Origin of the sequence: Mesorhizobium sp. M6A.T.Cr.TU.014.01.1.1 (genome assembly GCF_004022765.1) — a bacterium.
Taxonomy (GTDB): domain Bacteria; phylum Pseudomonadota; class Alphaproteobacteria; order Rhizobiales; family Rhizobiaceae; genus Mesorhizobium; species Mesorhizobium mediterraneum.
Genome location: NZ_RZPG01000028.1, coordinates 55395 through 79285, shown reverse-complemented (window position 1 = coordinate 79285; position 23891 = coordinate 55395). Strand labels below are relative to the sequence as shown.

Here is a 23891-nt window from a genome sequence, read left to right as displayed (position 1 = left end):
ACCTGGCGTTCGTCCCCGGAAAGCTTCCTCACAAACAGACGATCCATGAACATCTTACGCAGTGACTGTCCGAAAATCACCGGCTGAAGGGATGGAATGGACACCGAAGTCGTTTAATTACAAAATCACGAAAGATTCTTGCGTGAAGCGCCGAAGGTATCCATGCCGCTCAAAGCCGATCTCGACGCCATCGACTGGAAGATCCTGCGCGAGCTTCAGCACGACGGCCGCATGACCAATGTCGAGCTGTCCGGCCGCGTCGGCATTTCGGCGCCGCCATGCCTGCGCCGTGTCAGGCGGCTGGAAGAGACCGGGATCATCCGCGGCTACCGCGCCTTGCTCAATGCGCCGGCGCTCGGCCTGGACGTCGTCGCCTTCTGCCTCATCGGCCTGCATCACCAGGCCGACGCCGAGCTCAAAACCTTCGCCGAACGCACCCGCGGTTGGCCGATCGTGCGCGACGCCTGGATGGTGTCGGGCGAATCCGACTTCCTGCTGCATTGCGTGGCGAGCGACCTCGGCGCCTTCCAGACATTCGTCATCGAGGAGCTGGCCTCGGCGCCGAATGTCGACACGGTGCGGACGGCCCTGACCATCCGCCGCGTCAAGGACGAGGGCCTGGTGGCTTTCAGCGAAGTGAGAACTTAATCCCGGCCGAGTTCGGCGATGGCGTCGCAGAGTTTGCTGTGATCGTTACCGGTCGTCAGTTTGCGCGTCGTGAACGTACTATCGCCAGCGACTCGATTGAATTTGCCGCGCACCAACCAGCCCTCGCGAAGCCCGGCTCGCCGTCCGGCTTCCATGTCATCGGCCTTGTCGCCGACGATGATTGATCGGCTGATATCCACGCCCAGCAGATCGCGGGCACGCAGAAGCATGCCCGGATTTGGCTTGCGCATCGGATGGTCACCTGCTGCCAGTTCACCCGTCCCGCTCGAATGGTAGGCGCAGGCGAGCACCAGATCGATCCGGCAACCCTGTGCTTCGAGAAGCGCCAGCAGCCGAGCATTGACGGCGGCGAAATCCGGCCAGCCGAAATAACCGCGAGCTATGCCCGACTGGTTGGAGACCACGATCGCAGGAAGGCCTGCAATGTTGGCCGTTCGGATCACCGGCAGCATCTCCGGCCGCAGCACGATGTCAGCCGGATCGCTGGGATAGCCGCTATCGACATTGATGGTGCCGTCACGATCGAGGAACAGCGCCGGCGTGCCGGCTGGAAAGACCGAGGTATCGATCCGCTCGACCCACAGGCCCGGCTCTTCGAGCGGGTACGGATTCGACCTTACCACAGGGCCGATGTCAGCCATCGCAGAGGCGCGCTTCGACCATTTCGCACAGATGATGATAGAGGCACAGATGCCCCTGCTGGATGATCGGCGTCGAGGTCGAGGGCACGTTGAGCAGGATGTCGGAGAGCGGCTTGAGCTTGCCGCCGGTGTCGCCGGTCAGGCTGATCACCGTCATGTCCATCATGCGCGCCTGTTCGGCGGCGGCGAGGATGCTGGCCGAATTGCCGCTGGTCGAGATGGCGAGCAGCACAGCACCCGCCGCGCCATGCGCCTCGACCTGGCGTGAAAACACCGTGTCGAAGCCGTAATCATTGCCCCAGGCGGTCAGCACCGCCGCATTGGCCGGCAGCGCGATGACGTTGTAGGCCTTGCGTTCCTTCAGGAAGCGGCCGACCAGTTCGCCGGCGATGTGGATTGCGTCGCTCGCCGAGCCGCCATTGCCGCAGATCAGCAGCGCCTTCCCTTGCGAAAGTGCGGCGACGACAGCGGTAACCGCCCGCTCCATCTCGCTGCTGAGGTCGCGCTCGACCATCGCGGTGATCGCGGCCGCCGAGCGGACCAGGTAATCGTTCAGTTCGGACATGAAATCCTCAGTTTGTACTGCCGGCGCGCAACTTGCCGATGGTGCCGGTGGTGCTTTTGCCGGCGACGAGATCGACCAGCACGACACGGCCGCCCGCCTTCTGCACCACCTCGGCGCCGACCACCTGATCGATCGTATAGTCGGCGCCCTTGACCAGTATGTCGGGCTTGAGCGCCTCGATCAGCGCGAGCGGCGTGTCCTCCTCGAAGACGACGACCGCATCGACCGAGGCAAGCGCCGCCAGCACGCAGGCGCGATCATGCTCGTCGTTGACCGGGCGCCCCGGCCCTTTCAGCCGGCGCACCGAGGCATCGCTGTTGAGACCGAGAACCAGCCGGTCGCACTGGCTTCGCGCCGCATGCAAAAGGCTGACATGGCCGGCATGAAGGATATCGAAGCAGCCGTTGGTGAAACCGACGCTCAGGCCTTCGTCCTTCCACGTCGCCGCCAGCCTTGCGGCGGCAGCGGCATCGAGGATTGCATCCTTATGGGCAATCGGTCCGTGCGAGCGAAACAGCGCGCCGGTGAGCTCTTCGACCGTCAGCCGCGCGGTACCGCGCTTTCCCACCACCACGCCACCCGCCGCATTGGCGATGGCGGCGGCCATGATGCGGTCGGCGCCCGCGGCGAGAGCCAACGCAAACGTCGCGATGACGGTGTCGCCGGCGCCGGAAACGTCGAACACTTCCCGCGCCTGCGTAGCGATGTGGCGGGCATCGTCCGGGCCGACGACGCTCATGCCTTTTTCGCTGCGCGTCGCGAGCACGAAATCGAAGCCATGCGCTGAGATCAGCTCACGTGCCGCGGCCACGATCTCGTCATCGGCGAACACCGCGCGTCCGACCGCTTCGCCAAGTTCCTTGCGATTGGGCGTGATCGCCGTCGCTCCGGCATAACACGCATAGTCGCGGCCCTTGGGATCGACCAGCACCGGCTTTCCCGCTTCGCGGCAGATCGAGATCAGTTCGGCGGCGACGCCGTCGAGCAACATGCCCTTGCCGTAGTCGGACAGGATGACGATGTCGGCTTGCACGAGCGCGGTGCGGAAATACCGGACCAGTGTCGCCCGCTCTGCGTCGCCCAGCGGCTTGATTTCCTCTTCGTCGAAGCGCAGCACCTGCTGGTTGAGCGCGCTGAACCGGCTTTTCGAAGACGTCATGCGGTTCGCGTCCTGTGCGAGGCCGCCGGTGTCGACACCAAGCTCGGCGAGCATGCGCATGAGATTGTCGCCGGCCTGATCGTCGCCGATCACCGAGACTGGTATCGCGGCAGCGCCGAGCGAGACGATGTTGGAGACGACATTGCCGGCGCCGCCCATCGCCGACGTTTCGCCGCGCCCGCGCAGCACCGGAATAGGCGCTTCAGGCGAAATCCGCTCGATGACGCCGTTGACGAAACGGTCGAGGATGAAGTCGCCGACCACCAGCACGGTGACGCCGCTGAACCGCGAGATGGCGCGGTGAAGGGGTTCGGGAGAAGGCAGGTATTGCTCGCTCATGTCATCCGCGACGTGCAATGGGAACCGGTCCCGGTGCTGCGAAAGCACTGGACTGGCAGGGCTGGTCGTTCATGGCGAAGCCGATATACCGCAATTCGGCCCAACGCAACGGCGGGCGCCGAGCGGATCAGAGTCAACGCCGGTTGGCGGATCAGCTTTTCTGCAAAGCCACATGAACGCCCAATCCGACGAGCACCGCACCGCCCGCACGCCGCATGAGGCGCTGCGCGTGGCTCGAGCGCCGCAGCCTGGTGATCAGCGCGCCTGCCAGCACCACGCAGATGACATCCGCCGAGGAGAACATCAGATTGACGATCGTCCCGAGAACGAGGAATTGGAGCCAGACGGGAAATGTCGCCGACGCGTCGATGAATTGCGGCAGGAACGCCATGAAGAAGATCGCCGTCTTGGGATTGAGCACCTCGACGGTGATGCTCTCGAAAAAGGCGCGGCGGGCCGATTTCGGCACAATGCCCGGGATGACGGCATCGTCTTGCGCCTTGGCGCGGAACAGCGAGACACCCAGCCAGATCAGATAGAGCGCGCCGGCCAGCTTGACCGCCACGTAGAGCGTCGGCACCGCGTGGAAAAGCACGGACAGCCCGGCAGCAGCGGCGATGACATGCACGTAGCCGCCAAGATGAATGCCCAGCGCCGCCGTCAGGCCGGACCAGCGGCCGCGCGCCATGGTTTGCGCAGCAGCGTAAAGCATCGCCGGACCGGGAATGTAGGCAAAGATCGCCGTGGTGGCGAAGAAGGCGATAAGCAGTTCGGTCGACGGCATTGCCTTGCTCCTGTCGCGCTTCGCCGGTGAGTCGCCGACTGAAGCGATTGCTTTGCGGCGGCACTGTGACGCTCACCCAGCCGCCGGATTGCGACCTGCTTTATCGACAGCCTCGCCAGCCTCCCCTATAAGGGCCGGAATCGGCACAAGATACCAGAGGCTTTCATGATCATCGTCACGGGCGGCGCCGGCATGATCGGCTCCAACATCGTTGCCGCCCTCAACGCCGAAGGGATTAGCGACATCCTCGTCGTCGACGACCTGACCGACGGCCACAAGATCGCCAATCTCGCCGATCTGCAGATCGCCGATTATCTCGACAAGGACGATTTCCTGCCGCGGATGGAGGCGGGGGACCTTGGCCGCATCGAGGCCGTCTTCCACCAGGGCGCCTGCTCGACCACCACCGAGTGGAACGGCAGGTTCATGATGGAGGTCAACTACGCCTATTCGAAGCGGCTGCTGCATGCCTGCCTCGCGCTGCGGGTGCCCTTCCTCTACGCCTCCTCCGCGTCGGTCTACGGCGGTGGCGCCGAGTTTCGCGAGGAGCCGGAATGCGAACGCCCGCTCAATGTCTATGCCTATTCAAAGAAGCTGTTCGACGACTATGTCCGCCGCACCGTCTTCGATACCGATCATTCGCCGGTAGCGGGCCTGCGCTATTTCAACGTCTACGGACCGCGCGAGGCGCATAAGGGCGCCATGGCCTCGGTCGCCTTCCACTTGTTCAATCAGGTCGAGCAAGGCCAAAACCCGAAGCTGTTCGGCGCCTATGACGGTTTCGGACCCGGCGAGCAGAGCCGCGACTTCATCCATGTCGGCGATGTCGCCGACGTCAATCTGTGGCTGTGGAAACGCGGCTCAAGCGGCATCTTCAACTGCGGCACCGGCCTTGCCCAGCCGTTCCGCGCCATTGCCGAAACGGTAATCGGCGCGCTGGGCAAAGGCGAGATCGAGTTCATCGACTTCCCCGACCACCTCAAGGGCAGCTACCAGAGCTTTACGCAAGCTGATATGTCCCGGTTGCGCGCCGCCGGCTACAATGGTCAGTTTCGCACAGTGGAAACCGGCGTCAGAGACTATGTCGAATGGCTGAAAGCCCAACGATCCTCGTGATCGGCCCACGCTGGGTGGGCGACATGGTGATGGCGCAGTGCCTGTTCTCGGCGCTGAAAGAGCTTCACCCGAACGCCGCGATCGACGTGCTGGCACCGGCATGGGCGGCGCCACTGGTCAAGCGCATGCCCGAAATACGCCAGCAGGTCGAACTGCCGCTGAAATCCGGCGCGCTGGAATTCCGCACCCGAAGGCGCTTCGGCCGCCTGCTGCGCGGCCACTACGACATCGCCTATATCATGCCTGGAAGCTGGAAGTCGGCGCTGGTCCCGTTCTTTGCCCGCATTCCGCGCCGCATCGGCCATCTCAAGGAGATGCGCTACGGGCTGCTGACCGATATCGTCCCCTTGCCCGACCATGTGAAACGGCGCACGGCGCAGGCCTATTTCGGCCTCGCGCAAGGGGGCACGTTCCGCGCTCCCAAGCTCGCTGTCGATACAGAAAACGAGGCGACATTGCTGGGCCGCTTCGGGCTGGAGGCGAAAAAATTCGTCGCGCTGATGCCCGGCGCCGAGTTCGGGCCGGCCAAACGCTGGCCGAGTGAACGCTATGCCGGCCTTGCCCGCGACATGATGGCGAAAGGTTTTGCGGTCGCGATGTTCGGATCGAAGAACGACGCCGAGGTGACGGCGGAAATCGCTACGCTTGCACCAGGCGTTGTCGACCTCGCCGGCCAGACGCGGCTGGAGGACGCCATCGACCTGATCGCCGCGGCCAGGCTTGCGGTGTCGAACGACAGCGGACTGATGCATGTCGCCGCCGCGGTCGGCACGCCGATCGTTGCCGTCTACGGCTCGACCTCGCCGCAGAACACGCCGCCGCTTGCCGAGCAGCGCGAACTGGTCTGGCTCGGCCTGTCCTGTTCGCCCTGCCATCGGAAAATCTGCCCGCTCGGCCATCTCAATTGCCTGAAGACGCTCGAGGTGGCGCAGGTCGCAGCGGCAGCGGAACGGCTGCTGGAAATGCCGGCCGCCGCATGAGGGTGCTCATCGTCAAGACATCGTCGATGGGTGACGTCATCCACACGTTTCCGGCCCTCGAGGATGCTCGCCGCAACCGGCCGGACGTATCGTTCGACTGGTGCGTGGAAGAAGCCTTTGCCGGCATCGTGGCCCTACATCCGGCGATCGCAACCATCCACACTGTGGCGATCCGGCGCTGGCGCACGCGTCCGCTCGGCCGCAGCACATGGCGCGAGGCGGCAAGATTGCGTCGCGCCTTGCGCGATTGCCGCTACGATCTCGTCATCGATGCCCAAGGATTGCTGAAATCGGCCCTGGTGGCGAAACTGGCCGCGGCGCCGATCGCCGGCTTCGACCGCTCGAGCGCCCGCGAGCCTTCGGCGACTTTGTTCTACGACCGCCGCTATGCCGTGCCGCGCGATCTGCACGCCATCGAACGCACAAGGCGGTTGTTCGGGCTGGCGCTCGGCTATGAACCGGATTTTTCCAGGCTTGAGTCCGGCATCGTGCCGCCGGCCAGCGTTTCGACCTTTGTCGGCGGAAAAACCGCCTTCCTGCTGCACGGCACCAGCCGCGAGGACAAGAAATGGTCGGCCGGCGACTGGATCGAGACTGCCCGGCTTCTCGCGGAGAGAGGAATGACGCCGGTCACCACCTGGTCGAACGACAGAGAAAAGGCGGTTGCCGAAGCGATCGTCCAGGCCGTTCCGCAAACAGTGCTGGTGCCGAAATCACCGCTTGCCGAGATCGCCGCGATCATCGGCCGATCGGTGCTGGTCATCGGCGCCGACACCGGCCTCACCCACCTCGCCAGTGCCTTCGGCCTGCCGACCGTCGCCGTGTTTCTGGCGACAGAACCCGGCCTGACCGGCCCGCGCGGACCGTTCTCGTCAACGCTACTGGCCCCGCCCGGCAGTCGCGTCATGCCTGCGAAAGTGGTGGCAGAGGCAGAGAGGCTGCTGGCACTCAAGTCGCAGGCCGCGACATAGGACCTTTCAGAAAAAATCCTAGATGAACTGCACCTGGACGATCTCGTAGCCCCGCGCACCGCCCGGCGCATTGACCTCGATCGCATCGCCGACTTCCTTGCCGATCAGCGCCCGCGCGATCGGCGAGGAGATCGAGATGCGGCCGGACTTCACGTCCGCTTCCTGGTCGCCGACGATCTGGTAGGTCTTCTTCTCTTCCGTGTCCTCGTCGACCAGCACCACGGTCGCGCCGAACTTGACCTTTTCGCCGCTGAGCTTGGTGACGTCGATCACTTCGGCACGCGCGATGAAGTCCTCAAGCTCGTTGACGCGGCCTTCATTGAGGCTCTGCGCCTCTTTCGCCGCGTGGTATTCGGCGTTTTCGGAAAGATCGCCATGTGAGCGCGCTTCGGAGATCGCTTCGATGATGCGCGGCCGTTCTTCCTGCTGCCGCCAGCGCAGTTCTTCCTTCAATGACGCGAACCCCTCGCCTGTCATCGGGACCTTGTTCATATGCCTGACCTTTCCTGCCGCCGCCCCCGCATTCCGGGAGCGACCTTGTCGATGAGTACAAAAAGAAAACGGTCCGGCAGCCTCGGGCTAACGGAACCGTCTCACCGCAATTTCCCCCAATATAGCAATCTTCGCGGGTTTTTCACGCCAAAAAAATCGGTTTTTAAAAATTCACCCGCCATTTGTGGAAATGCCGTCACGGCAGCGCGGCCGGCAGGGCGAGCGGTAACAAAAAACCGGCTGCGATTGCTCGCAGCCGGTATGAGAGCGTTTTGAAGTCGAATCAGCTCTTCATGAAATGGTCTATCTGCACAGACAGCATGCCGTATTCACGAGATTCCTTGCCGGTGCGCTTCTCGATCTCGCGGAGCTGTTCCTGGGCACCGGCGAGGTCACCGATCTGGAGATGCGCCTCGCCGAGATATTCGCGTACCAGCGTGTAGTCAGGATCGATGCGCAGCGCCTCCTCGTAATAGCCGAGGCCGACGGTGACGCGTCCGGAATGGCGATGCGAGTAGCCGAGATAGTTGAGGATGCGCGGGTCCTGCTTGTCGGCGGCCAGGCTGAGCACGGCGATCGCCTCATCATAACGTCCGGCCATCGCCAGCGCGTGGCCGGCTTCATAGATGTTGTCGTCGTCCAGCATGCCTTGCTTGGGTGCGACGCACTTCTTCAGCTTCTTGTCCCAGACCATGCCTTTCTTACACTGCGTGGTCTCGTTGCCGCCGCCACCTTCGCCCGCCGAAAACACCGGAACCGCAAACAGCGGCAGGGCGGCAACCGCCAGAACCTGGATCAGCAATCGTCTGCGCATCGAAGCCTCCTTGAAGCATGACAATGCAGGACTAACGCCGGGCAAAAGCCGTTTCATCCCGGAAAAAGTCGTGGCCGCTGAAACCTTTGGAAACGGTCCGTGCCGGCCGCAAAAATTGAAGAGCCGAACATGACGTGACGAGCGCTGCAAATTCGCTATCATCCAACATACGGCAAACGGCAAACGGAGTATACGGAGAATGCCAGTGCGGCGGCCTCTTGAAAAGGAATGGGAGCTTTCGATCGGTCCCGACACGGTGCGCCTGTTCATCCTCAAGGCGAAGGCGCTGAGCGCCGCCGTCAACGAAGACTATGCCGATGGCGCCGAGCACGAGGTAGAGCTCGACGGCCAGGCGCACGACAACCACCACCATGACGGTCTCGTCGAGGAAAGCTCCGAAAACCTCACCGAAGAAGAACTGCGCGAGCTGATCAACGATCTCAATGTCGACGAGGCAGCCGAACTCGTAGCACTCGCCTGGGTTGGCCGCGGCGACTATGACGCCTCGGAATGGGCGGACGCGCTGGCGGCCGCGCGCGAGCGCGCCAACAAGCGCACGGCGAAATATCTGCTCGGCATGCCGCTGCTGGCCGACTGGCTGGAGGAAGGGCTGGAAGCGATCGGTGCGTAACGCCGCGGTTACCGTTCGTGATCGGCCAAACCCTCATTCAGGGCAACTTCCGCATTCGCCCGCCGTTAAGATCGAATGGCGGCGCTCACCCTTCCCGGATTGCTCAGATTGGCGCTGCCTTTGGCGGCGGCGATACTGTTCGCAGGAACGGCGCTGGCCCAAGCTCCGGAATTGCCTGAAACCGTGCCCGTCCCGGAGTTCAATCGATCGCAATCGGCGCAAGAAGCCGCACCTGCCGACGTGCCGGTTCCCGAGCCGCGCCCTGATGTGCCAAAGCCTCCCGCGACCGACACGCTGAACCAGCAGGACCAGCCTAAGGAAACCCGGCCGGAGCCACCGGCAATCGCTCCAGCGCCAAGCCAAAAGCCCGCCGAGGCGGAACCGCCGGCCACCGCCCCGAAACCGCCGGAGAAGCCGACGCAAGCGCAGGGGAAAGAAATCCCTCCCGACCCGCGCTCGGCCTCTGTGCCGCAGGAAAAAATGCCGGAGGAGGAACTTGCCTGCCGCAGGCGGCTAAAGTCGTTGGGCGTCGACTTCGAGGAACGCAAGGCCGAGCACGATGCGGCGGTCGGCTGCTCGATCCCCTATCCGATCGCGCTGAAGACGTTGGGCAGATCCGTTGCCATCGGCCCCGAAACCGAGCTGAACTGCCAGATGGCCGAGGCCGCCGCGCGCTTCGCCATCGATATCATCCAGCCGGCGGCCAAGGCCGAGCTCGGCGCCAATCTCAAGTCGCTTAGCCAGGCATCCGCCTTTGTCTGCCGGCCGCGCCATGGCGGAGGGAAACTGTCGGAACATGCTTTCGGCAACGCGCTCGACATCGCCAGCTTCACGCTTTCGAGCGGCAGAAAAATCGACGTCGGCCCAGCGCTACCGGAGAAGGACGCGAAATTCCTGAATGCGGTGCGCAAGGCAGCCTGCGGACCGTTCAAAACCGTGCTCGGCCCGGGCAGCGATGCGGATCACTCGCTGCATCTCCATCTCGACCTTGCACCGCGCCGCAACGGCGGCACCTTCTGCCAGTGACATGATCCCGGACCGGCATGCGTGCCGCAATTTGGCCGCAGCCGTAAACGCGGCCGCTGATTTTTCCTTTACTCTTGGCGGTTAAGCTCTGTCTCATCTGATCATGATCCCGAAAAGTGGGATCCGGTTTTCGGAGAAAGATCAGGATCAAACAATTAGGCAGAGCCTGATCGGGATCAGGCTCTGAGACAGGGATCTTGTCGATGGCCGGGATATTTCGCGCCGCGTTTGTCGCCGTGCGGCAAACCAGACGCGCGCGCATGATTGCCGGCGCGCTTGCGATCGCGGCGATCTCAGCCTGCACCACAGGCAGCGTGCTTTCGCTGGAACCGGCCGTCGATGTCGGCAGCCAGACATCAGCTGTCCCGAAATATGCCGGGATGCAGAGCCTCGTCCCGTCCAACCCGTACATGACCGCCGCCTATCCACGCATGGACGAGCCGATGGCGCCGACCGAACAGATGCCGGCCAGCGAGATCGACTGCCGCAAGGAGTTGAAACGCCTGGGCGTCGTCTACACCGACCTTGCGCCGATCCACGAAGGCCAGTGCGGCATCGACTATCCGGTCAAAGTCTCGGCCATCGGCAGCATCGGGATGAAGCCAGCCGCGACGCTGACCTGCGACATGGCCGCCACCTTCGCCGGCTGGACCAGGAATGAACTGGTTCCGTCCGCCCGCTGGCGTTATTTCTCCGGCGTCAGGACCATTCGCCAGGGCTCGAGTTATTCCTGCCGCAGGATCGCCGGCGAAGGCACGCTGTCGGAGCACGGCAAGGGCAACGCCCTCGACGTCATGAGCATCGAGCTTAGCAATGGCAAGGAGATCGACGTGCGCAAGCCTGGGTTGTTCGCCTTCCGCACGCGCGGCTTCCTCAACACTGTGCGCGCCGACGGCTGTCAGTATTTCACCACGGTGCTTGGTCCCGGCTACAATTACGACCACCGCAACCATTTTCATTTCGACATCAAGAACCGCAAGAACGGCTACCGCGCCTGCCGCTAGAGCATCGGACCCAAAAGTGGATACCGGTTTTGGGATAACCCGATGCTCCAAACAACATGACACCGAGCGCATGCCCACTGCCCAAGGTCTGTGGCACGGCGTAGAATGACGCCACAAAAAGTGATGCCATATCACCTGGGTGGTATCTCGTGAGCCGACGAAGCCTTCGACGACGCGCAACGACCTGGCTGGTGGCGTTCTGCGCCGGCTATCTCGTTCTCGCCTATTTCGCCGCGCCGGAATTCTGGACCCTGAGAGACCGCAACTTCCGCTCGCAGCGCTTCGAGATGGTGACGCGCACGCCGCAAGGCATTGCGGGCGATCCGATCAATGTCGGCCTCGTCGGTACCAAAAAAGAGCTGGTCCACGCGTTCGCCGTCGCCGGATGGGACACGGCCGACGCCATCACGCTGAAGACCGCGATCGAGATCGGCGAGAGCGTGCTGTTCAATCGGCCCTATCCCGACGCGCCGGTCAGCCGGTTGCTGTTCGAAGGCCGTGCCCAGGATCTGGCCTTCGAGAAGCCGGTCGGCGACAGTGCCGACCGCCGTCATCACGTCCGCTTCTGGCAGACCGACGCGACCGGAGACGATGGCCGGCCGCTCTGGCTGGGTTCGGCAAGCTTCGATCGCGGCGTTGGGCTCAGCCACGACACCGGCGCGATCACTCACCATATCGGTCCCGACATCGACGCCGAGCGCGATTTCCTGATCCGCGACCTGTCTGCCGCAGGCATGCTGATCTCGACCAGCGAGATACCAGGCATCGGTGCGACAAAGGCTGGGCGCAATGGCGGTGGCGACCCTTACTTCACCGACGGCAAGGCGGTGGTGGGCGTGCTCAGGCAGTTGCCGTAGGCGCGTCGCTGGCGATCCTTGGCCGGCCCGATCACGTCAGCGCGGTGCGGCTTCCGCTTTCGGCTGCTCTTTCGATCGCGGCGATGATGCGATGCACTGCGACCGCATCCTCGAAGCTCGGCGCCGAGCGGGTACCCTCGCGCAGATCCTGGGCCATCCTGGCATAAACGCGGGCGACGTTCCCCGGCTCCACATCCTCCGGCCAGCCGGAACGGTATGAGGCGGGGACCTCCAGCGGCCGGAACACCTTCTCCCCGTTCCGCGCGCCTTTGAGGGAAAGCTGCACCATCTGCGTGTGGCCGGAAGGACCCGATATCAGGATATCGCCTTCCGTGCCGTTGATCTCCCAGACCAGGCCTTCGTCATATCGAGCTGCCCCGCCTCGATAATGGATGGACAGGGGCGCGCCGCTGGCGAGGACCCCGCTGACCAGCACCTGGTCAGGGGCGGACACGGGCAGCGTTTCCCCGGTATCGACGGCGAGCGCCGTGGGCCGCCGCGTGGCCAGCACCGCGGATACCTCCGCGACTTCGCCGAGCACATCCCTGAGCGCCGCCAGCGTGTGCCCCACCGGGATCGTCAGCATGGTGGCGCCGTTGGCGCGATCCAGCAGATAGGCGTAGATCTTCTTTTCGGAGATGGAGCCTCCCCAGCCGCCGCCCCGCGCTACCAGGGTGGTCGACAGCACCTCGCCGACGAACCCGTCGGCGATCAGATGTCGCAGATACTCAATTTCGGGAGCAACGCGCGCTTGGGTTCCGACCACGCCCAGGACACCCTTGGCCCGGGCAAGCGCGGCGAGTTCCTCAGCCTCGGCCAACCCGTTGCCAAGCGGCCATTCGCAGTAGACGTGTTTGCCCGCGCCGATCGCCGCTTTCACGATCTCCAGGTGAGGAGGCACCTTCACCGTAACAGTGACGATGTCGATCTCCGGCGCCGCGATCAACTCGGCAACGGTGGCGAAGGCCCGCGGCAGTCCGGTCGCGCCGGCCGCCTTCTCGGCGCTGGCCAAGTTGGTGTTGGCGACGCCGACGATCTCGAAGCTCTCCGATAATGCATTGAGCGCAGGAATATGGGCCCGTGCCGCCCAACTCCTGCCCGGTTGCAATCCGACGATACCGACCCTGAAGCGTTGTCCTGGCATGGTGTTCTCCTTCACGCAGCTTTGGCTTTGCCGTTAGGATCGCGAGACCGGCCGTTCCGGAATCCTGCCCCGGACAGGCTTCGACCTGGACAGTCCGAATTCGCCCGTCTGCCAGGATCTGTTGATGCCGGACCTGCTGATATCGAGGCTCATCTCGTTCCGTGCTCCGCGTTTGGTGACTACGCCGGATATCTATGCGGTTTCGCTATGGAATAAAACTCTCCGGTAGTGCATTTTTGGAAACAGATTGACGAGAAAAAATATACAAACGGAGAGTGGCGTTGGAACCAGCCAGCCTGCAAGGCATTCTCGCATTCGTTCAGGTGGTCGAGGCCGGCAGCTTCACCGATGCCGGCAGACGGCTGCATGTGACGAAATCGGCGGTCGGAAAATCGATCGCGCAATTGGAACAGCGACTGGGTGTTCGCCTGCTCAACCGCACGACCCGCAGCCTGAGCCCGACCAGTGAAGGCTTGGGCTATTATGAAGCCTGCGTCAGGGCACTGTCCGAAATCGAAGCCGCCCAGTCATTGCTTGCCGCACGTCGGCTGGTGCCTTCCGGCCGGCTTCGCGTCGACGTGCCCCTGGCCTTCGGCCGCAGATGCGTGGCACCCGTGCTCTTCGAGATATCCAAGCGGTTTCCGGATCTGACGATCGAAATCTCGTTCAACGACCGGCGCGTCGACCTGATCGAGGAAGGCATCGATCTGGCGGTCCGAATGGGCGACCTGGATGACAGCCTGTCGCTCGCCGCGCGCCGCATCTACGCCCAGCGCTCGGCCATCTGCGCGGCCCCCTCCTATCTCGAAAAACACGGCAGGCCGCGATCGGTTGATGATCTCGCAAACCACGGCGTCATCGGCTACGGCCGCGACGGCGTTGTCCGGCCCTGGACCGTAAAGCATGCCGACGGCCATGTTGGAAAATTCGTGCCAAGGGCGCGGCTTGTCCTCGGTCACGGCGAACCGATGCTGGATGCAGCCCTTGCCGGCTGCGGCATCGTCTTTCTGCCGACCTGGCTGGCGGCCGACAGCCTCAAGAGCGGCGAACTCGAGACGGTCCTGTCGGACTGTCTCGTCGAAGACATCGTGGTGCATGCCGTCTGGCCGGTGACACGCAGCCTGACGCCAAAGGTCCGTGTCGTCGTCGACGCCCTGATCGAGCATTTTTCGTCGCCGACATGGGACGCCGCATGAGATGGTTGCCCCCGCCGCCATGAAAAATGACGTCCATCTATTTTCGAAGACCTCGCCGCAATGCTATTGACCCCTCATGCTTTACGTTGAAATCGCTATCGTGGTCGTCCTCATCTGCGTGAACGGCCTTCTGGCAATGTCCGAGCTTGCCATTGTCTCGTCGCGGCCTGCCCGTCTCAAGGCAATGATCGACCGCAACGTCACGGGTGCCGGCCGTGCCTTGGCGCTCGGCTCCAATCCCGGCAAATTCCTGTCGTCGGTGCAGATCGGCATCACCCTGGTCGGTGTTTTATCAGGCGCGTTTTCCGGCGCCACGCTGGGCGAGCGGCTGTCTGTGTTCCTGGAATCGACGGGCGTGCGCGAAAGCCTTGCCGACCCGATCGGCGTCGGCATCGTCGTCGCCCTCATCACCTACTTCTCGCTGATCATCGGCGAACTGGTGCCCAAGCAGATCGCGCTGCGCGATCCCGAGCGCGTCGCCGCCAAGGTTGCTCCGGCGATGACCATCCTTGCCACCGTCTCGGCACCGCTGGTGTTCCTGCTCGACATCTCCGGCCGCGCCATGCTGTGGCTGCTCGGCCAGCGCGGTGAAAGCGAGGAGAAGGTCACCGACGAGGAGATCAAGATGCTGGTCGCCGAGGCCGAACATCACGGCACCATCGAATCGGACGAGCGGCGCATGATCGCCGGCGTCATGCGGCTCGGCGACCGTGCCGTCCGCGCGGTGATGACGCCGCGCACCGAGGTCGACTGGATCAACCTGCAGTCCGACGACGCGGCGACCCGCAAGCTCCTGATGGAGACGCAGCATTCGCGCCTCCCAGCCGGCGATGGCAGCGTCGACGCCATGATCGGCGTCGTCCAGACCCGCGACGTGCTGGCCGCGATGCTTGGCGGTCGCGCGCTCGACCCGCGCCGGCACGTGCGCACCGCTCCCATCGTCCATGACCAGGCCGACGCGCTGGATGTCCTTTCGACACTCAAGGAATCCAACGTGCCGATGGCGCTGGTCCATGACGAATACGGCCATTTCGAAGGCATCGTCACCCCGGCGGATATACTGGAGGCCATCACCGGCGTCTTCCGGGCGGATCTCGACGCCGGCGACGAGGAGAACGCCGTCAAGCGCGAGGACGGCTCATGGCTGCTCGCCGGATACATGCAGGCCGACGAGATGGCAGACGTTCTCGGCATCGACCTGCCCGAGAACCGCGACTACGAGACCGTCGCCGGTTACGTGTTGTCGCACATGCACCATCTGCCGGCGACCGGCGAATGCGTCGATGCGCAGGGCTGGCGCTTCGAGGTCGTCGACCTCGACGGCCGCCGCATCGACAAGCTCATCGCCACGCGCCTGCCCGGCGGCCACCGCGAGATCGTGCGGTAACAATCAACACGATTGTAGGCCTGTTCGAGTGTCAGCTCTGTGGCCGCATAGCGGACAGGCAGCTTCTAGTGTGAGATGTAAGTGAGCAGACATTCAGCTCGGCGCAGGCTCGGGCCTAATCTTGACCCGAGTCGACCTTCATGAACACATTTTGCTATCGGATAACCGACATTCGCGGCAACCAGCGCTGATGTCCCGTTGCGGACTTTCCATTGCGGACTTCCCATATCTCGCACGAAAGAGCTGGACTTGATTGAAACTCTACCGTTCGAGCAGATCAGCCACACGACCTAGCCTGCCAAATACCGGACATTGCGCCGTCGCTTCGGCATGGGAACGCGCGAGCCGGAGAAAATTCGGTGGTCGCGCAGCCGCATCATGCAGACCTATTGGATTTAGGACCCTAGAGGATCGATTCGCAGCAGTTTCTGCTTGCCGACCGAGAGTTAACGGGATGCATAAAGAGTATGCAAAGGTTCGAGGCAAAGGAATGCATATGGACGATCCGCTTAGATCCATGAATCGGCCCGGTCTTGGACGTGGAACGATGGACTACCAGCCGGCCGAGAGTGACTTGCTGAGCGAAGTTCTGCGCGACTTGCGTCTTGCCCATGCTCGATATGGCCGCAGCGAATTGACGGCGCCCTGGGGCATCGCCGTGCCGTTCAGGGAGGGTGTACGTTTTCATGCGATGCTGGAAGGTCATTGCTGGATACAAGCCAAGAGCTTGCCGCCGCTGCTGCTCGAAAAGGGCGATGTGCTTCTTCTGCCCCATGGAACAGAGCACACCATGTCCGACCTGCCCAAACGGCGAGCCTTGCCGCTTGCGGATGTCAAACCGGCGTTGATTGGGAACGGAACTTACGAGTTGAAGTCTGGCGGCAGCGGTGCGCGATCGTTGATCGCATGCTGCACGATCGGCTTTGAGGGGCCGACGGCAAATCCGCTGCTGGAACTGCTGCCTCCGGTGATGCATATCCGTCATGCCGAGCACGGCGATACCGACCTACCAATCCTCGTTGCGATGATGGCGCGCGAGGCTGAAGGGCAAAGAATCGGCTCGGCAACGGTAATGGCGCGCCTCGCCGATATTGTCATGACGCAGGTAATCAGAACCTGGGTCGAGACGTGTTCCAACGATCTGACCGGTTGGCTGGCGGCCGTGCAGGATCCACAAATCGGGGCGGCGCTTGCAAGAATCCATCGCTCCCCCGGGGAAGACTGGCCAGTCGATCGCCTGGCGGCATTGTCTGGGCTGTCGCGATCGAGGTTTTCGCAGCGATTCAAGAGTCTATTATCCGTATCCCCCGCCCGCTATCTCCTGCAATGGAGGCTTAGGCTGGCGGAATCCTGGTTGCGGAACGGATATATGTCGCTGTCACAGGTCGCGTCGGAGTTGGGATATGAGTCCGATGCATCCTTCAGCAGGGCATTCAAACGCTTCATAGGCGTCTCGCCAGGTGCGGTCCGAGATTCCGGCCGCGGGTGAGCATAACAGAGACGACATCGGTCCTGCATATCGCCTGATCCGACCCACAGCCGATGTAATCGGCGCGACAAACGGCCAGACATTCAAGCGTTTCTGCCATAGCGGCGCCGCACCAGGATCTGCAAATTCCCAAATGCCGTAACCACTTCGACCGATTCGCGAGCCAGCAACGACCGTCGCGGTGGATTATCGAAGGAGCAATAGCCGGCACTCGCATGCGCCATGAACGCATGACGCGTGAATGCAGAATACCTCCTAGGCCGCTACCAGAAGGAGACTCATATGGCGTTGGTGTTGCCTGATCTTCCCCCACCAGCCACTGGCGAACACACGCCCTATTGCATTATCGCCAAGCATTGCGCCGCTCCTGGTCAAGGCGAAGCGCTCGTTACCCGGATGCTTGAGGATCTCGAAGCGACGAGATCAGAAACGGGCTGTCTACAGTTCCACATCCATCGTGATCGATCTGACCCTGATCTCATCGTCATCTACGAAGTCTGGCGCAGTATCGCTGCACTCAAAAGTCACTTCGGCGAGGCCTATGTCCAGAGGTTCGTCGCCGATGCCGGCGAATATGAGCCTGGCGACATGGAGACGCAGTGGCTCGAGATGCTGAGCCCATATGCCAGCGGCAGAGATCCGCGATGATCGGTGACGCGCAGCCTCTTCTGAATCAGCGCGTCGTGATCGTTGGCGGCACAAGTGGCATGGGTATGGGGGCGGCCCGGGCAGCCTCTCAAGCAGGCGCCGAGGTCATTGCGCTCGGGCGGCGCCCGTCGGCAAAATTGTCTGCAGAGCAAAGCGCCCACGGTTCGATCACGTTCCAGTCGCTGGACATGACCGATGATGCGGCGGTCGAGCAAGCGTTCGAAACACTGGGAGCGCTCGACCACCTTCTCATCACCGCAACTCCACCGAGTCCTGGAGGAACCTTCCTCTTCCAAACGATGGCCGACGCGCAGGCCGTTCTGTCTGGCAAGTTCCTGGGCAGTTGGTCTTGCGCGCGGCACGCGGCGCCCAAGATGCGGAAAGGCGGTTCGATCACATTCACTACTGGTGGCTTGGTGACCAGGCCTCGCATGGGCGCTTCGATGATGATGGTCGCGTTCGCTGCTCTGGAGGCGCTGACACGAGCCCTTGCGCTCGAACTCGGTCCGATCCGCGTCAACACAATCCGTCCAGGCGTCATAGACAGTGAGATGTGGGCCGGCATGCCGCAAACCAAGCGCGAGGCGTTTTTCGCGTTGGTACGCGAGCGCTTCCCAGCGGGTCGGGTTGGAAAGGTCGACGATATCGGCAAGGCCGCACTTTTCCTGATGACTAATGATTTCGTGACCGGCGCTATTCTAGAAGTGTCAGGAGGCGAAACACTGGTCAGCATCGAATGATCTAACAGATTAAGTCTCAGGGGTTAAGAGATCAGTATCCATCGGATTCATGCGGCAAGTTCACAACGGTGACCATCAATCAAGCGCGTTACTGACATTTCAAATAAACAAATGGACCGCAGATGAAAAGAATCATTGAGACACTACACGTTGCCCTATTTGTCGTTGCGTTCGCCCTGCCCGTTCCTTTCGGCGCATTGGCTCAAGATGGCTCGGCCGCGGCCGCGCCCCCGACGCAGTCCGAGTTGCCGAAATGGCTTAGTCGCGGATTGCCGGGTCAGGCGCATGAGGTTTTGGCGCCACTAGTTGGCACCTGGCGGGTCCAGTTGAGCTTCTACGGCACGCTCGGCCGCAGCCCCGATCAGCCGCCGCTCGTGACGGACGATCTCACGAGCCGTCGGCAGTGGTTGGCAGGCGAGCGTTATATCGAAGATACGATGGAGGGGACGCTGGACGGAGCGCCAATCTGGCGCAAAGGCTGGCTCGGCTACAGCATCATGGACGACCGATACGAGTGGATCACGATCGATCCTGTCAATACAACCATGATGTACTACAAAGGCGCCGCCGGATCGGGAAATCAAAGGCCGATCAGCATGTCGGGGGCCTTCACCGACCAAGGCGTCGCGGGCGAAGACACGGTAGGCAAGCGGGTCGGCATGCGCACAGTAATCAAAATCGAGAACAACGATCGCCATGTCTTCGAACTCTATTTCACACGTCCCGGACAGCAAGAGGCCTTGGCCACGCGCGGCGTCTATACACGGCTGAAAGAGTGAGCGTCCGCTCGAGGGCGGCCCGGCGTCTCATTAGCTCGCTCGGTGCTTGACGGCGCCGGGTCTGAACCATGGAGCCGAGAGTTTGTATGCAGATAGCGGCAAAATACCCGCAAGGCCAATAATTGCCGAACCGGCAGCAATGTCCAGGTTCACGTCCTGAACCCCTGATTTAGAATGTGTGAGCGGGGGGTTCACCAACATCTAAACTCAGGATGCATCATGCCTAGGACTGTTCGCTATTTGACCCATCCGCAGGTTCGAATCGAGCCCGAGAAGACCGTGCCAAACTGGTCGCTGAACGAGATCGGCGCGGGGCGGGTCGTCGCCTTGGCATCGCGTCCTGGATTGCTCGCCCTGACACGGCGGGTAGTTTGTAGCAACGAAACCAAGGCGATCGAGACCGCGCAACCGATTGCAAATGCTCTCGGCGTTGATCTGGAAATGCGCCCTCGCATGCACGAGAATGACCGCAGCGCGACCGGCTTCCTCCCTCCAGAAGAATTCGAGAACACCGCAGATGCCTTCTTTGCCAACCCGTCGCAAAGCGTTCGCGGCTGGGAGACGGCTCAGGATGCGCAGCGCAGGATTGTGGAAGAGGTCGAGACCTGCCTCTCCAGCCCGGGGGTAGGCGATGTGCTGTTCGTCGGGCATGGCGGCATCGGCACGCTCTTGTTTTGTGCCTTATCGGGCTTTGCCATTGATCGCCGGTTCGACCAGGGACCGGGCGGTGGCGGGTGCTGGTTTGAGTTTGAAATTGAGAAGCGCAAACCGTTGGGCGGCTGGCAGCCAATGGAAGTACTGTCGAGGATTCCTAGCCCCTGATATCGCGTCCAGTGGCTGACTTCCGCCCAGATATGCCGCCATCGAGGAGACCAGTCCAATGCCAATCATCACCGTCCGATACGCAACAAGCCACGAGGTGAGACCCGAGGACGTGGCCAGTGCGGCGTCGGCAGCATCCACCAGCTTTTTGCGCAAGCGCGCTGACCTGACAGCCGTCATCGCCGAGCCCGTAGATCAATCTCGGTGGTTCATTGCTGGCAACAGCCTTGCAGAGCACGCGCTGGCGAGCTTCTGGCTAGAGATCCGGATCGTTGAAGGCACCAGCACCAAAGAAGAGCGGGAGCGCTTCATAACCGGCATTTTCGAGGCGATGGGCCAACTGCTGGGACCCCTCCATCACGAAAGTTACGTGCATGTCCATGAGGTCAGGGCCGATGCCTATGGTTTCGGCGGAGCACGCAGGAGCGGCGCTTCATCGAGGCGCGACCGCTCCCTGCAGTCCCTGGGGCGGGCTGATGGTGTCTCCGGCGCCATTTAAACGGAATTCCCAAGTTGACGCACACTCTTTGAACATCTGCACAATCGCGTAGGCCTGTGTCGACGGCTCTGTCGCTCAGGATGCGCCAGCGGCGGCATGCTCACCACAGGAGATATATGCAATGGCCGACACGACAACACCCCACACCGCGCTTCTCACGGCCCTCACGACAGAGCATTTCGTGCAGCAATCGGCGATCGGCGCAACCATCAGCGAAATGGCGTCGCGAACGACCATCTACATCATGTCTCTATCGAGCGCTCTAGTGGCGACGGGCTTTGTCGCGCAGTCGCCTGAATTCCTTCAGCCGTTTCTCCTAGCCGTGCTGCCATCGCTCTTTTTGCTGGGTAGCTTCACCGTCCTAAGGTTGATCGATATAGCCGCCGAGAACATGCAGGCCCATATCGGTATCGCCCGGATCAGAGCCTACTATCGAACGCTGGGGGACGATGCTGCTTTTCAGTTTTCCAAAGAGTTCGGCCGCTGGCCAGAAAACGACGCCGAACCGTCGCTGCGTTCCGGGCCGCTCCTGGCGCATCTCACCACAGCCGCGACGATGATCGCTTTCGTAAATGGCATTGTCGCGGCGGCGGGCGTGACCCTTCTAGCACTATATATCGGATCAGCGTTGGCGCCTGCACTGTGCCTTGGTGCCGGCACAACAACCGGCTTGATGATACTTTTCTATTGGTACCAACGCCTTCGAACGAAAGGCATGGTCCGTCTCGCCAAAGCTTATGGCCCTGAAAAGAGCGTTCTTTGAGCGGGAGGTCAATGCAGTATTGGCGCAACCACGACTTCCAGCGCGGTGACCGGCGCTGTCTGCTTCCAGGAATCAGCAAAGCTGATCTTTACGGCCGACATAGACAAATTCCAACGTGTGGCAATTTAATTGACTACGATACTAAGGTATCAACACGACCTTGCCGGTCGAGCGGCGCTTGTCCAGAACCCGGTGTGCTTCGCTGGCCTGGTCGAGCGCGAAGCGGCTGCCTGTCGTCACCAAAAGCTCTCCGCTGGCGGCTAGATGGAAAAGCTCTGACAGGCTACCGCGGAGCACGTCTGGAGAAAGCAGCGGCAGCAGGGCAAACCCTCTCAGCGATTGGTTTCGATTGATCATCGCCTCCAGATCGGAGGCGCCGAGCGCGTATCTGCCCAGGGCGGCAAACACCAGTTCGCCGCAAGGCGCAAGCGCGGCGAGCGTTGCCGCCGTCATCGAGCCGCCGACAGTATCGTAGACGATATCGACGCCAGCGCCGCCTGTTGCTTCCCGGACCCGCGCTACCCAATCCACACTGGAATAGTCGATGCCCGCATCGGCTCCAAGCGACAGGGCAAGATCGAGCTTGGCCCGGCTGCCGGCGGCAGCGATCACTGCGCCGGCGCCTTGGCGCTTGGCCAGTTGGACCAGCAACGAGCCAACACCGCCGGCGGCGGCAAGGACCAGCACCGACTTGCCCTTTGGCGGGCTTTGCCGCAGCAGATGGAAGGCCGTCAGTCCCTGCACCATCAAGGCCGTCGCGGCTTCGAATGAGAGCGTGTCCGGCAGAGGCACGGCCAGCTTTGCGTCGATCGTCACATAGTCGGCATAGCCGCCAAAGGGACGCGTTGAAGCGAACAGCGGCGCCGCGACGCGTCTCCCGGTCAGCGACGTGTCCACTCCTTGCCCGACCGCCTCCACGATCCCGGCAGCCTCGACGCCGAGGACCATCGGCAAGTCCGGTGTCACCGCATAGCGATCCGCGCGCATCAGCACTTCGAAGAAATTCACGCCGGCTGCATGAACGCGGATCAGCACCTCGCCTGGTTGCGGCTCAGGCTTCGGCATTTCGACGACGTCGAGGACGTCGGGAGCGCCGAAACGATTCAGTTGAATGGCTCTCATGGCATGCACCCATCGCTATGGCATCGGCTGCTGTTTGCCACTATCTGCCTGATCGCGACTACACACTCATTTGTCCGCTGCTGACCAGAAGGTGACCATGGCCAAGCTGACCAAGAAGCTGCCAACCAAAAGACTGCCGATGCTGCCGGCGGAACGCGCCCTGAAAGTGATCTCGGGTCGATGGAAGGCTGTCATTCTCTACCATCTCTTCGACAGCCCCAGGCGACTGTCGGTGCTGAAGACGCTGGTGCCCAACATCACGCAGAAGGTGCTGATCCAGCAGCTTCGCGAAATGGAAGAACATGGACTTGTCAGACGCGAGATCTTTGCCGAGATTCCCCCACGCGTCGAATATTCGGCGACGAGCCTCGGCCTCAGTCTCGAGCCTATCCTTCTAGCGCTCTGTGAGTGGGGCCAGCACCATGCAGATGAGCTAAATGAGGTAGACCGCCTTGCCGACTGCATCATCAGGCCACGGCAGACACAGCAGCCGGCCATCGCCTGAATCAAAAGGGGCGACGCAAGCGCCGCCCCGGAATCCTTGGGAGGATTGTTCTGGTCTGCGGTTCAGGCCGCCTTGACTTCCTCGGCCACGGCATCGGCCTGGCGCGCCGCCTTCAGTACCTTGGCCCACCATGCGACGTCGTTGACCAGCGCGGTGGCCGCCTGATTCAGGTGCTCTAGTTCCTCGAGCTTCTTTTCACCTTGCCTGACGGCAAGGAAATCGCCCCACGCAATGTGGACGGCGGACTTGACCGGCGCCATCTGCAATTCCACGGCATACAATCTGAGCTGCTCGACTGCGCGCGAGCCACCGACGCTGCCATAACCGACGAAACCGGCAGGCTTCTTGTTCCATTCATTGGCAGCGTAGTCGATGGCGTTCTTCAGCACGGCAGTCGGGCCATGATTGTATTCGGCGGCGGTGAAGATGAAACCGTCGAATTCCGCAACCTTCTTCTGCCAGCGCTGCGCCACTTCATTCTGCGACGGCGCCCAGGCGGACGATGCGACCTCGTCGAAGAACGGCAGCGGGAAGTCGCGCAGGTCGACTACTTCCACGTCGATGTCGGCATGCGACTTGGCGATCTTGGCGATCCACTGGGTCGGAACGTCGGCAAATCGTGCGGCGCGGGTCGAACCGACGACAATGGCGATTTTGGGCTTGGACATAGAGGGGCTCTCCTTTAGGCAAATTTCTGGTATCGTTTAGATACCTGAGCTATATGAGTGACCGAGCTGATGACGCGCAAG

27 protein-coding genes are annotated in these 23891 nt (G+C 62.2%); 18 read left to right on the top strand and 9 right to left on the bottom strand.

Translation table 11 applies throughout. The features are described from left to right. Window positions 1-162 precede the first annotated feature (162 nt). Window positions 163-648: an Lrp/AsnC family transcriptional regulator gene (locus tag EN885_RS26530; RefSeq protein ID WP_127206373.1), complete on the top strand. Its 486-nt coding sequence runs from the start codon at window positions 163-165 to the stop codon at window positions 646-648. On the opposite strand, the gene EN885_RS26525 is transcribed toward EN885_RS26530, so the two are convergent. The 4 genes from EN885_RS26525 to EN885_RS26510 all read right to left on the bottom strand — a co-directional run bounded on the left by EN885_RS26525 (window position 645) and on the right by EN885_RS26510 (window position 4157). After that, a complete protein-coding gene (locus EN885_RS26525; protein WP_128243263.1) occupies window positions 645-1310 on the bottom strand; it encodes an HAD family hydrolase in 666 nt (221 codons plus the stop codon). The two genes, EN885_RS26530 and EN885_RS26525, sit on opposite strands and share 4 nt — an antisense overlap. After that, window positions 1303-1875 (bottom strand): SIS domain-containing protein, encoded by a 573-nt coding sequence (locus EN885_RS26520; RefSeq protein ID WP_095488895.1) that lies wholly within the window; start codon window positions 1873-1875, stop codon window positions 1303-1305. Before EN885_RS26520 ends, EN885_RS26525 begins: the two co-directional genes overlap by 8 nt. A gap of 7 nt (window positions 1876-1882) precedes the next feature. Beyond that, a complete protein-coding gene (gene rfaE1 / locus EN885_RS26515; RefSeq protein ID WP_128243262.1) occupies window positions 1883-3373 on the bottom strand; it encodes a D-glycero-beta-D-manno-heptose-7-phosphate kinase in 1491 nt (496 codons plus the stop codon). Between the two features lie 151 nt (window positions 3374-3524). Further along, on the bottom strand, window positions 3525-4157 hold the full coding sequence (locus tag EN885_RS26510; protein ID WP_128243261.1) for a LysE family translocator: 633 nt from the start codon (window positions 4155-4157) through the stop codon (window positions 3525-3527). 165 nt (window positions 4158-4322) lie between these two features. On the opposite strand from EN885_RS26510, the gene rfaD reads away from it, so the two are divergent. From rfaD to waaC, 3 genes are read left to right on the top strand one after another with little or no spacing between them, the layout of a single operon-like run. Beyond that, the gene (rfaD, locus tag EN885_RS26505; RefSeq protein ID WP_128243260.1) at window positions 4323-5273 is read left to right on the top strand and encodes an ADP-glyceromanno-heptose 6-epimerase; all 951 of its coding nucleotides are present in this window, start codon (window positions 4323-4325) and stop codon (window positions 5271-5273) included. Continuing rightward, complete coding sequence (waaF, locus tag EN885_RS26500) at window positions 5246-6253, top strand: lipopolysaccharide heptosyltransferase II (protein ID WP_128243259.1); 1008 nt, start codon at window positions 5246-5248, stop codon at window positions 6251-6253. Before rfaD ends, waaF begins: the two co-directional genes overlap by 28 nt. Next, window positions 6250-7224, top strand: coding sequence for a lipopolysaccharide heptosyltransferase I (waaC, locus tag EN885_RS26495; RefSeq protein WP_128243258.1), 975 nt, complete (start codon window positions 6250-6252; stop codon window positions 7222-7224). The genes waaF and waaC overlap by 4 nt, the downstream gene beginning before the upstream one ends. A gap of 18 nt (window positions 7225-7242) precedes the next feature. Here the strand turns inward: waaC and greA are convergent, their stop codons facing one another. Continuing rightward, window positions 7243-7716 carry a transcription elongation factor GreA gene (gene greA, locus EN885_RS26490; RefSeq protein WP_065012064.1) on the bottom strand — a complete coding sequence of 158 codons (474 nt, stop codon included), beginning with the start codon at window positions 7714-7716 and terminating at the stop codon, window positions 7243-7245. Window positions 7717-7999: 283 nt separating this feature from the next. Next, window positions 8000-8530 carry a tetratricopeptide repeat protein gene (locus tag EN885_RS26485; RefSeq protein WP_128243257.1) on the bottom strand — a complete coding sequence of 177 codons (531 nt, stop codon included), beginning with the start codon at window positions 8528-8530 and terminating at the stop codon, window positions 8000-8002. A 205-nt stretch (window positions 8531-8735) separates the two neighbouring features. Here EN885_RS26485 and EN885_RS26480 point away from each other — a divergent pair, with 205 nt between their 5' ends. The 4 genes from EN885_RS26480 to EN885_RS26465 all read left to right on the top strand — a co-directional run bounded on the left by EN885_RS26480 (window position 8736) and on the right by EN885_RS26465 (window position 12048). After that, window positions 8736-9161, top strand: a complete 426-nt coding sequence (locus EN885_RS26480) for a DUF3775 domain-containing protein (RefSeq protein ID WP_128243256.1) — start codon at window positions 8736-8738, stop codon at window positions 9159-9161. 75 nt (window positions 9162-9236) lie between these two features. Beyond that, complete coding sequence (locus tag EN885_RS26475; protein WP_128243255.1) at window positions 9237-10187, top strand: extensin family protein; 951 nt, start codon at window positions 9237-9239, stop codon at window positions 10185-10187. A 203-nt stretch (window positions 10188-10390) separates the two neighbouring features. After that, window positions 10391-11191, top strand: coding sequence for an extensin family protein (locus EN885_RS26470; protein ID WP_128243254.1), 801 nt, complete (start codon window positions 10391-10393; stop codon window positions 11189-11191). Between the two features lie 149 nt (window positions 11192-11340). Then, on the top strand, window positions 11341-12048 hold the full coding sequence (locus tag EN885_RS26465) for an LssY C-terminal domain-containing protein (RefSeq protein WP_128243253.1): 708 nt from the start codon (window positions 11341-11343) through the stop codon (window positions 12046-12048). A gap of 31 nt (window positions 12049-12079) precedes the next feature. On the opposite strand, the gene EN885_RS26460 is transcribed toward EN885_RS26465, so the two are convergent. Continuing rightward, the gene (locus EN885_RS26460) at window positions 12080-13192 is read right to left on the bottom strand and encodes a Gfo/Idh/MocA family oxidoreductase (RefSeq protein ID WP_128243252.1); all 1113 of its coding nucleotides are present in this window, start codon (window positions 13190-13192) and stop codon (window positions 12080-12082) included. A 281-nt stretch (window positions 13193-13473) separates the two neighbouring features. Here EN885_RS26460 and EN885_RS26455 point away from each other — a divergent pair, with 281 nt between their 5' ends. The 9 genes from EN885_RS26455 (at window position 13474) to EN885_RS26415 (ending at window position 21515) form a co-directional block, all read left to right on the top strand. Continuing rightward, a complete protein-coding gene (locus EN885_RS26455; RefSeq protein WP_128243251.1) occupies window positions 13474-14388 on the top strand; it encodes a LysR family transcriptional regulator in 915 nt (304 codons plus the stop codon). A gap of 76 nt (window positions 14389-14464) precedes the next feature. Continuing rightward, window positions 14465-15775, top strand: a complete 1311-nt coding sequence (locus EN885_RS26450; RefSeq protein ID WP_128243250.1) for a hemolysin family protein — start codon at window positions 14465-14467, stop codon at window positions 15773-15775. Between the two features lie 547 nt (window positions 15776-16322). After that, a complete protein-coding gene (locus tag EN885_RS26445) occupies window positions 16323-17264 on the top strand; it encodes an AraC family transcriptional regulator (protein ID WP_206616851.1) in 942 nt (313 codons plus the stop codon). 282 nt (window positions 17265-17546) lie between these two features. Continuing rightward, window positions 17547-17912: a putative quinol monooxygenase gene (locus EN885_RS26440; RefSeq protein WP_128243249.1), complete on the top strand. Its 366-nt coding sequence runs from the start codon at window positions 17547-17549 to the stop codon at window positions 17910-17912. Continuing rightward, the gene (locus EN885_RS26435; RefSeq protein WP_095488883.1) at window positions 17909-18652 is read left to right on the top strand and encodes an SDR family oxidoreductase; all 744 of its coding nucleotides are present in this window, start codon (window positions 17909-17911) and stop codon (window positions 18650-18652) included. Before EN885_RS26440 ends, EN885_RS26435 begins: the two co-directional genes overlap by 4 nt. 122 nt (window positions 18653-18774) lie before the next feature. Next, entirely contained in the window at window positions 18775-19431 is a 657-nt protein-coding gene (locus EN885_RS26430) for a DUF1579 family protein (protein WP_128243248.1), read from the top strand. Between the two features lie 219 nt (window positions 19432-19650). Beyond that, window positions 19651-20253, top strand: coding sequence for a histidine phosphatase family protein (locus EN885_RS26425; protein ID WP_095488881.1), 603 nt, complete (start codon window positions 19651-19653; stop codon window positions 20251-20253). Window positions 20254-20311: 58 nt separating this feature from the next. Next, window positions 20312-20752 carry a 4-oxalocrotonate tautomerase gene (locus tag EN885_RS26420; protein WP_348631651.1) on the top strand — a complete coding sequence of 147 codons (441 nt, stop codon included), beginning with the start codon at window positions 20312-20314 and terminating at the stop codon, window positions 20750-20752. A 121-nt stretch (window positions 20753-20873) separates the two neighbouring features. Beyond that, entirely contained in the window at window positions 20874-21515 is a 642-nt protein-coding gene (locus EN885_RS26415) for a hypothetical protein (protein WP_128243247.1), read from the top strand. Between the two features lie 141 nt (window positions 21516-21656). Here EN885_RS26415 and EN885_RS26410 read toward each other — a convergent pair whose 3' ends face one another. Beyond that, window positions 21657-22637 (bottom strand): zinc-binding dehydrogenase, encoded by a 981-nt coding sequence (locus tag EN885_RS26410; protein WP_126105304.1) that lies wholly within the window; start codon window positions 22635-22637, stop codon window positions 21657-21659. A 97-nt stretch (window positions 22638-22734) separates the two neighbouring features. On the opposite strand from EN885_RS26410, the gene EN885_RS26405 reads away from it, so the two are divergent. After that, complete coding sequence (locus EN885_RS26405; RefSeq protein ID WP_128243246.1) at window positions 22735-23142, top strand: helix-turn-helix domain-containing protein; 408 nt, start codon at window positions 22735-22737, stop codon at window positions 23140-23142. A gap of 62 nt (window positions 23143-23204) precedes the next feature. On the opposite strand, the gene EN885_RS26400 is transcribed toward EN885_RS26405, so the two are convergent. Next, window positions 23205-23810 carry an NADPH-dependent FMN reductase gene (locus EN885_RS26400; protein ID WP_127294715.1) on the bottom strand — a complete coding sequence of 202 codons (606 nt, stop codon included), beginning with the start codon at window positions 23808-23810 and terminating at the stop codon, window positions 23205-23207. Window positions 23811-23891: the final 81 nt, after the last annotated feature.

Bases quoted from the DNA above. Each gene is read 5' to 3' on its own strand.
- EN885_RS26415 (WP_128243247.1), top strand. From the start codon at position 20,874: ATGGCCGACACGACAACACCCCACACCGCGCTTCTCACGGCCCTCACG.
- EN885_RS26485 (WP_128243257.1), bottom strand. From the start codon at position 8,530: ATGCGCAGACGATTGCTGATCCAGGTTCTGGCGGTTGCCGCCCTGCCG.
- rfaE1 (WP_128243262.1), bottom strand. From the start codon at position 3,373: ATGAGCGAGCAATACCTGCCTTCTCCCGAACCCCTTCACCGCGCCATC.
- EN885_RS26425 (WP_095488881.1), top strand. From the start codon at position 19,651: ATGCCTAGGACTGTTCGCTATTTGACCCATCCGCAGGTTCGAATCGAG.
- EN885_RS26520 (WP_095488895.1), bottom strand. From the start codon at position 1,875: ATGTCCGAACTGAACGATTACCTGGTCCGCTCGGCGGCCGCGATCACC.
- EN885_RS26400 (WP_127294715.1), bottom strand. From the start codon at position 23,810: ATGTCCAAGCCCAAAATCGCCATTGTCGTCGGTTCGACCCGCGCCGCA.
- rfaD (WP_128243260.1), top strand. From the start codon at position 4,323: ATGATCATCGTCACGGGCGGCGCCGGCATGATCGGCTCCAACATCGTT.
- EN885_RS26405 (WP_128243246.1), top strand. From the start codon at position 22,735: ATGGCCAAGCTGACCAAGAAGCTGCCAACCAAAAGACTGCCGATGCTG.
- greA (WP_065012064.1), bottom strand. From the start codon at position 7,716: ATGAACAAGGTCCCGATGACAGGCGAGGGGTTCGCGTCATTGAAGGAA.
- EN885_RS26445 (WP_206616851.1), top strand. From the start codon at position 16,323: ATGGACTACCAGCCGGCCGAGAGTGACTTGCTGAGCGAAGTTCTGCGC.
- EN885_RS26450 (WP_128243250.1), top strand. From the start codon at position 14,465: ATGCTTTACGTTGAAATCGCTATCGTGGTCGTCCTCATCTGCGTGAAC.
- EN885_RS26410 (WP_126105304.1), bottom strand. From the start codon at position 22,637: ATGAGAGCCATTCAACTGAATCGTTTCGGCGCTCCCGACGTCCTCGAC.
- EN885_RS26475 (WP_128243255.1), top strand. From the start codon at position 9,237: ATGGCGGCGCTCACCCTTCCCGGATTGCTCAGATTGGCGCTGCCTTTG.
- EN885_RS26435 (WP_095488883.1), top strand. From the start codon at position 17,909: ATGATCGGTGACGCGCAGCCTCTTCTGAATCAGCGCGTCGTGATCGTT.
- EN885_RS26420 (WP_348631651.1), top strand. From the start codon at position 20,312: ATGCCAATCATCACCGTCCGATACGCAACAAGCCACGAGGTGAGACCC.
- EN885_RS26510 (WP_128243261.1), bottom strand. From the start codon at position 4,157: ATGCCGTCGACCGAACTGCTTATCGCCTTCTTCGCCACCACGGCGATC.
- EN885_RS26470 (WP_128243254.1), top strand. From the start codon at position 10,391: ATGGCCGGGATATTTCGCGCCGCGTTTGTCGCCGTGCGGCAAACCAGA.
- waaF (WP_128243259.1), top strand. From the start codon at position 5,246: ATGGCTGAAAGCCCAACGATCCTCGTGATCGGCCCACGCTGGGTGGGC.
- EN885_RS26530 (WP_127206373.1), top strand. From the start codon at position 163: ATGCCGCTCAAAGCCGATCTCGACGCCATCGACTGGAAGATCCTGCGC.
- EN885_RS26460 (WP_128243252.1), bottom strand. From the start codon at position 13,192: ATGCCAGGACAACGCTTCAGGGTCGGTATCGTCGGATTGCAACCGGGC.
- waaC (WP_128243258.1), top strand. From the start codon at position 6,250: ATGAGGGTGCTCATCGTCAAGACATCGTCGATGGGTGACGTCATCCAC.
- EN885_RS26430 (WP_128243248.1), top strand. From the start codon at position 18,775: ATGAAAAGAATCATTGAGACACTACACGTTGCCCTATTTGTCGTTGCG.
- EN885_RS26525 (WP_128243263.1), bottom strand. From the start codon at position 1,310: ATGGCTGACATCGGCCCTGTGGTAAGGTCGAATCCGTACCCGCTCGAA.
- EN885_RS26440 (WP_128243249.1), top strand. From the start codon at position 17,547: ATGGCGTTGGTGTTGCCTGATCTTCCCCCACCAGCCACTGGCGAACAC.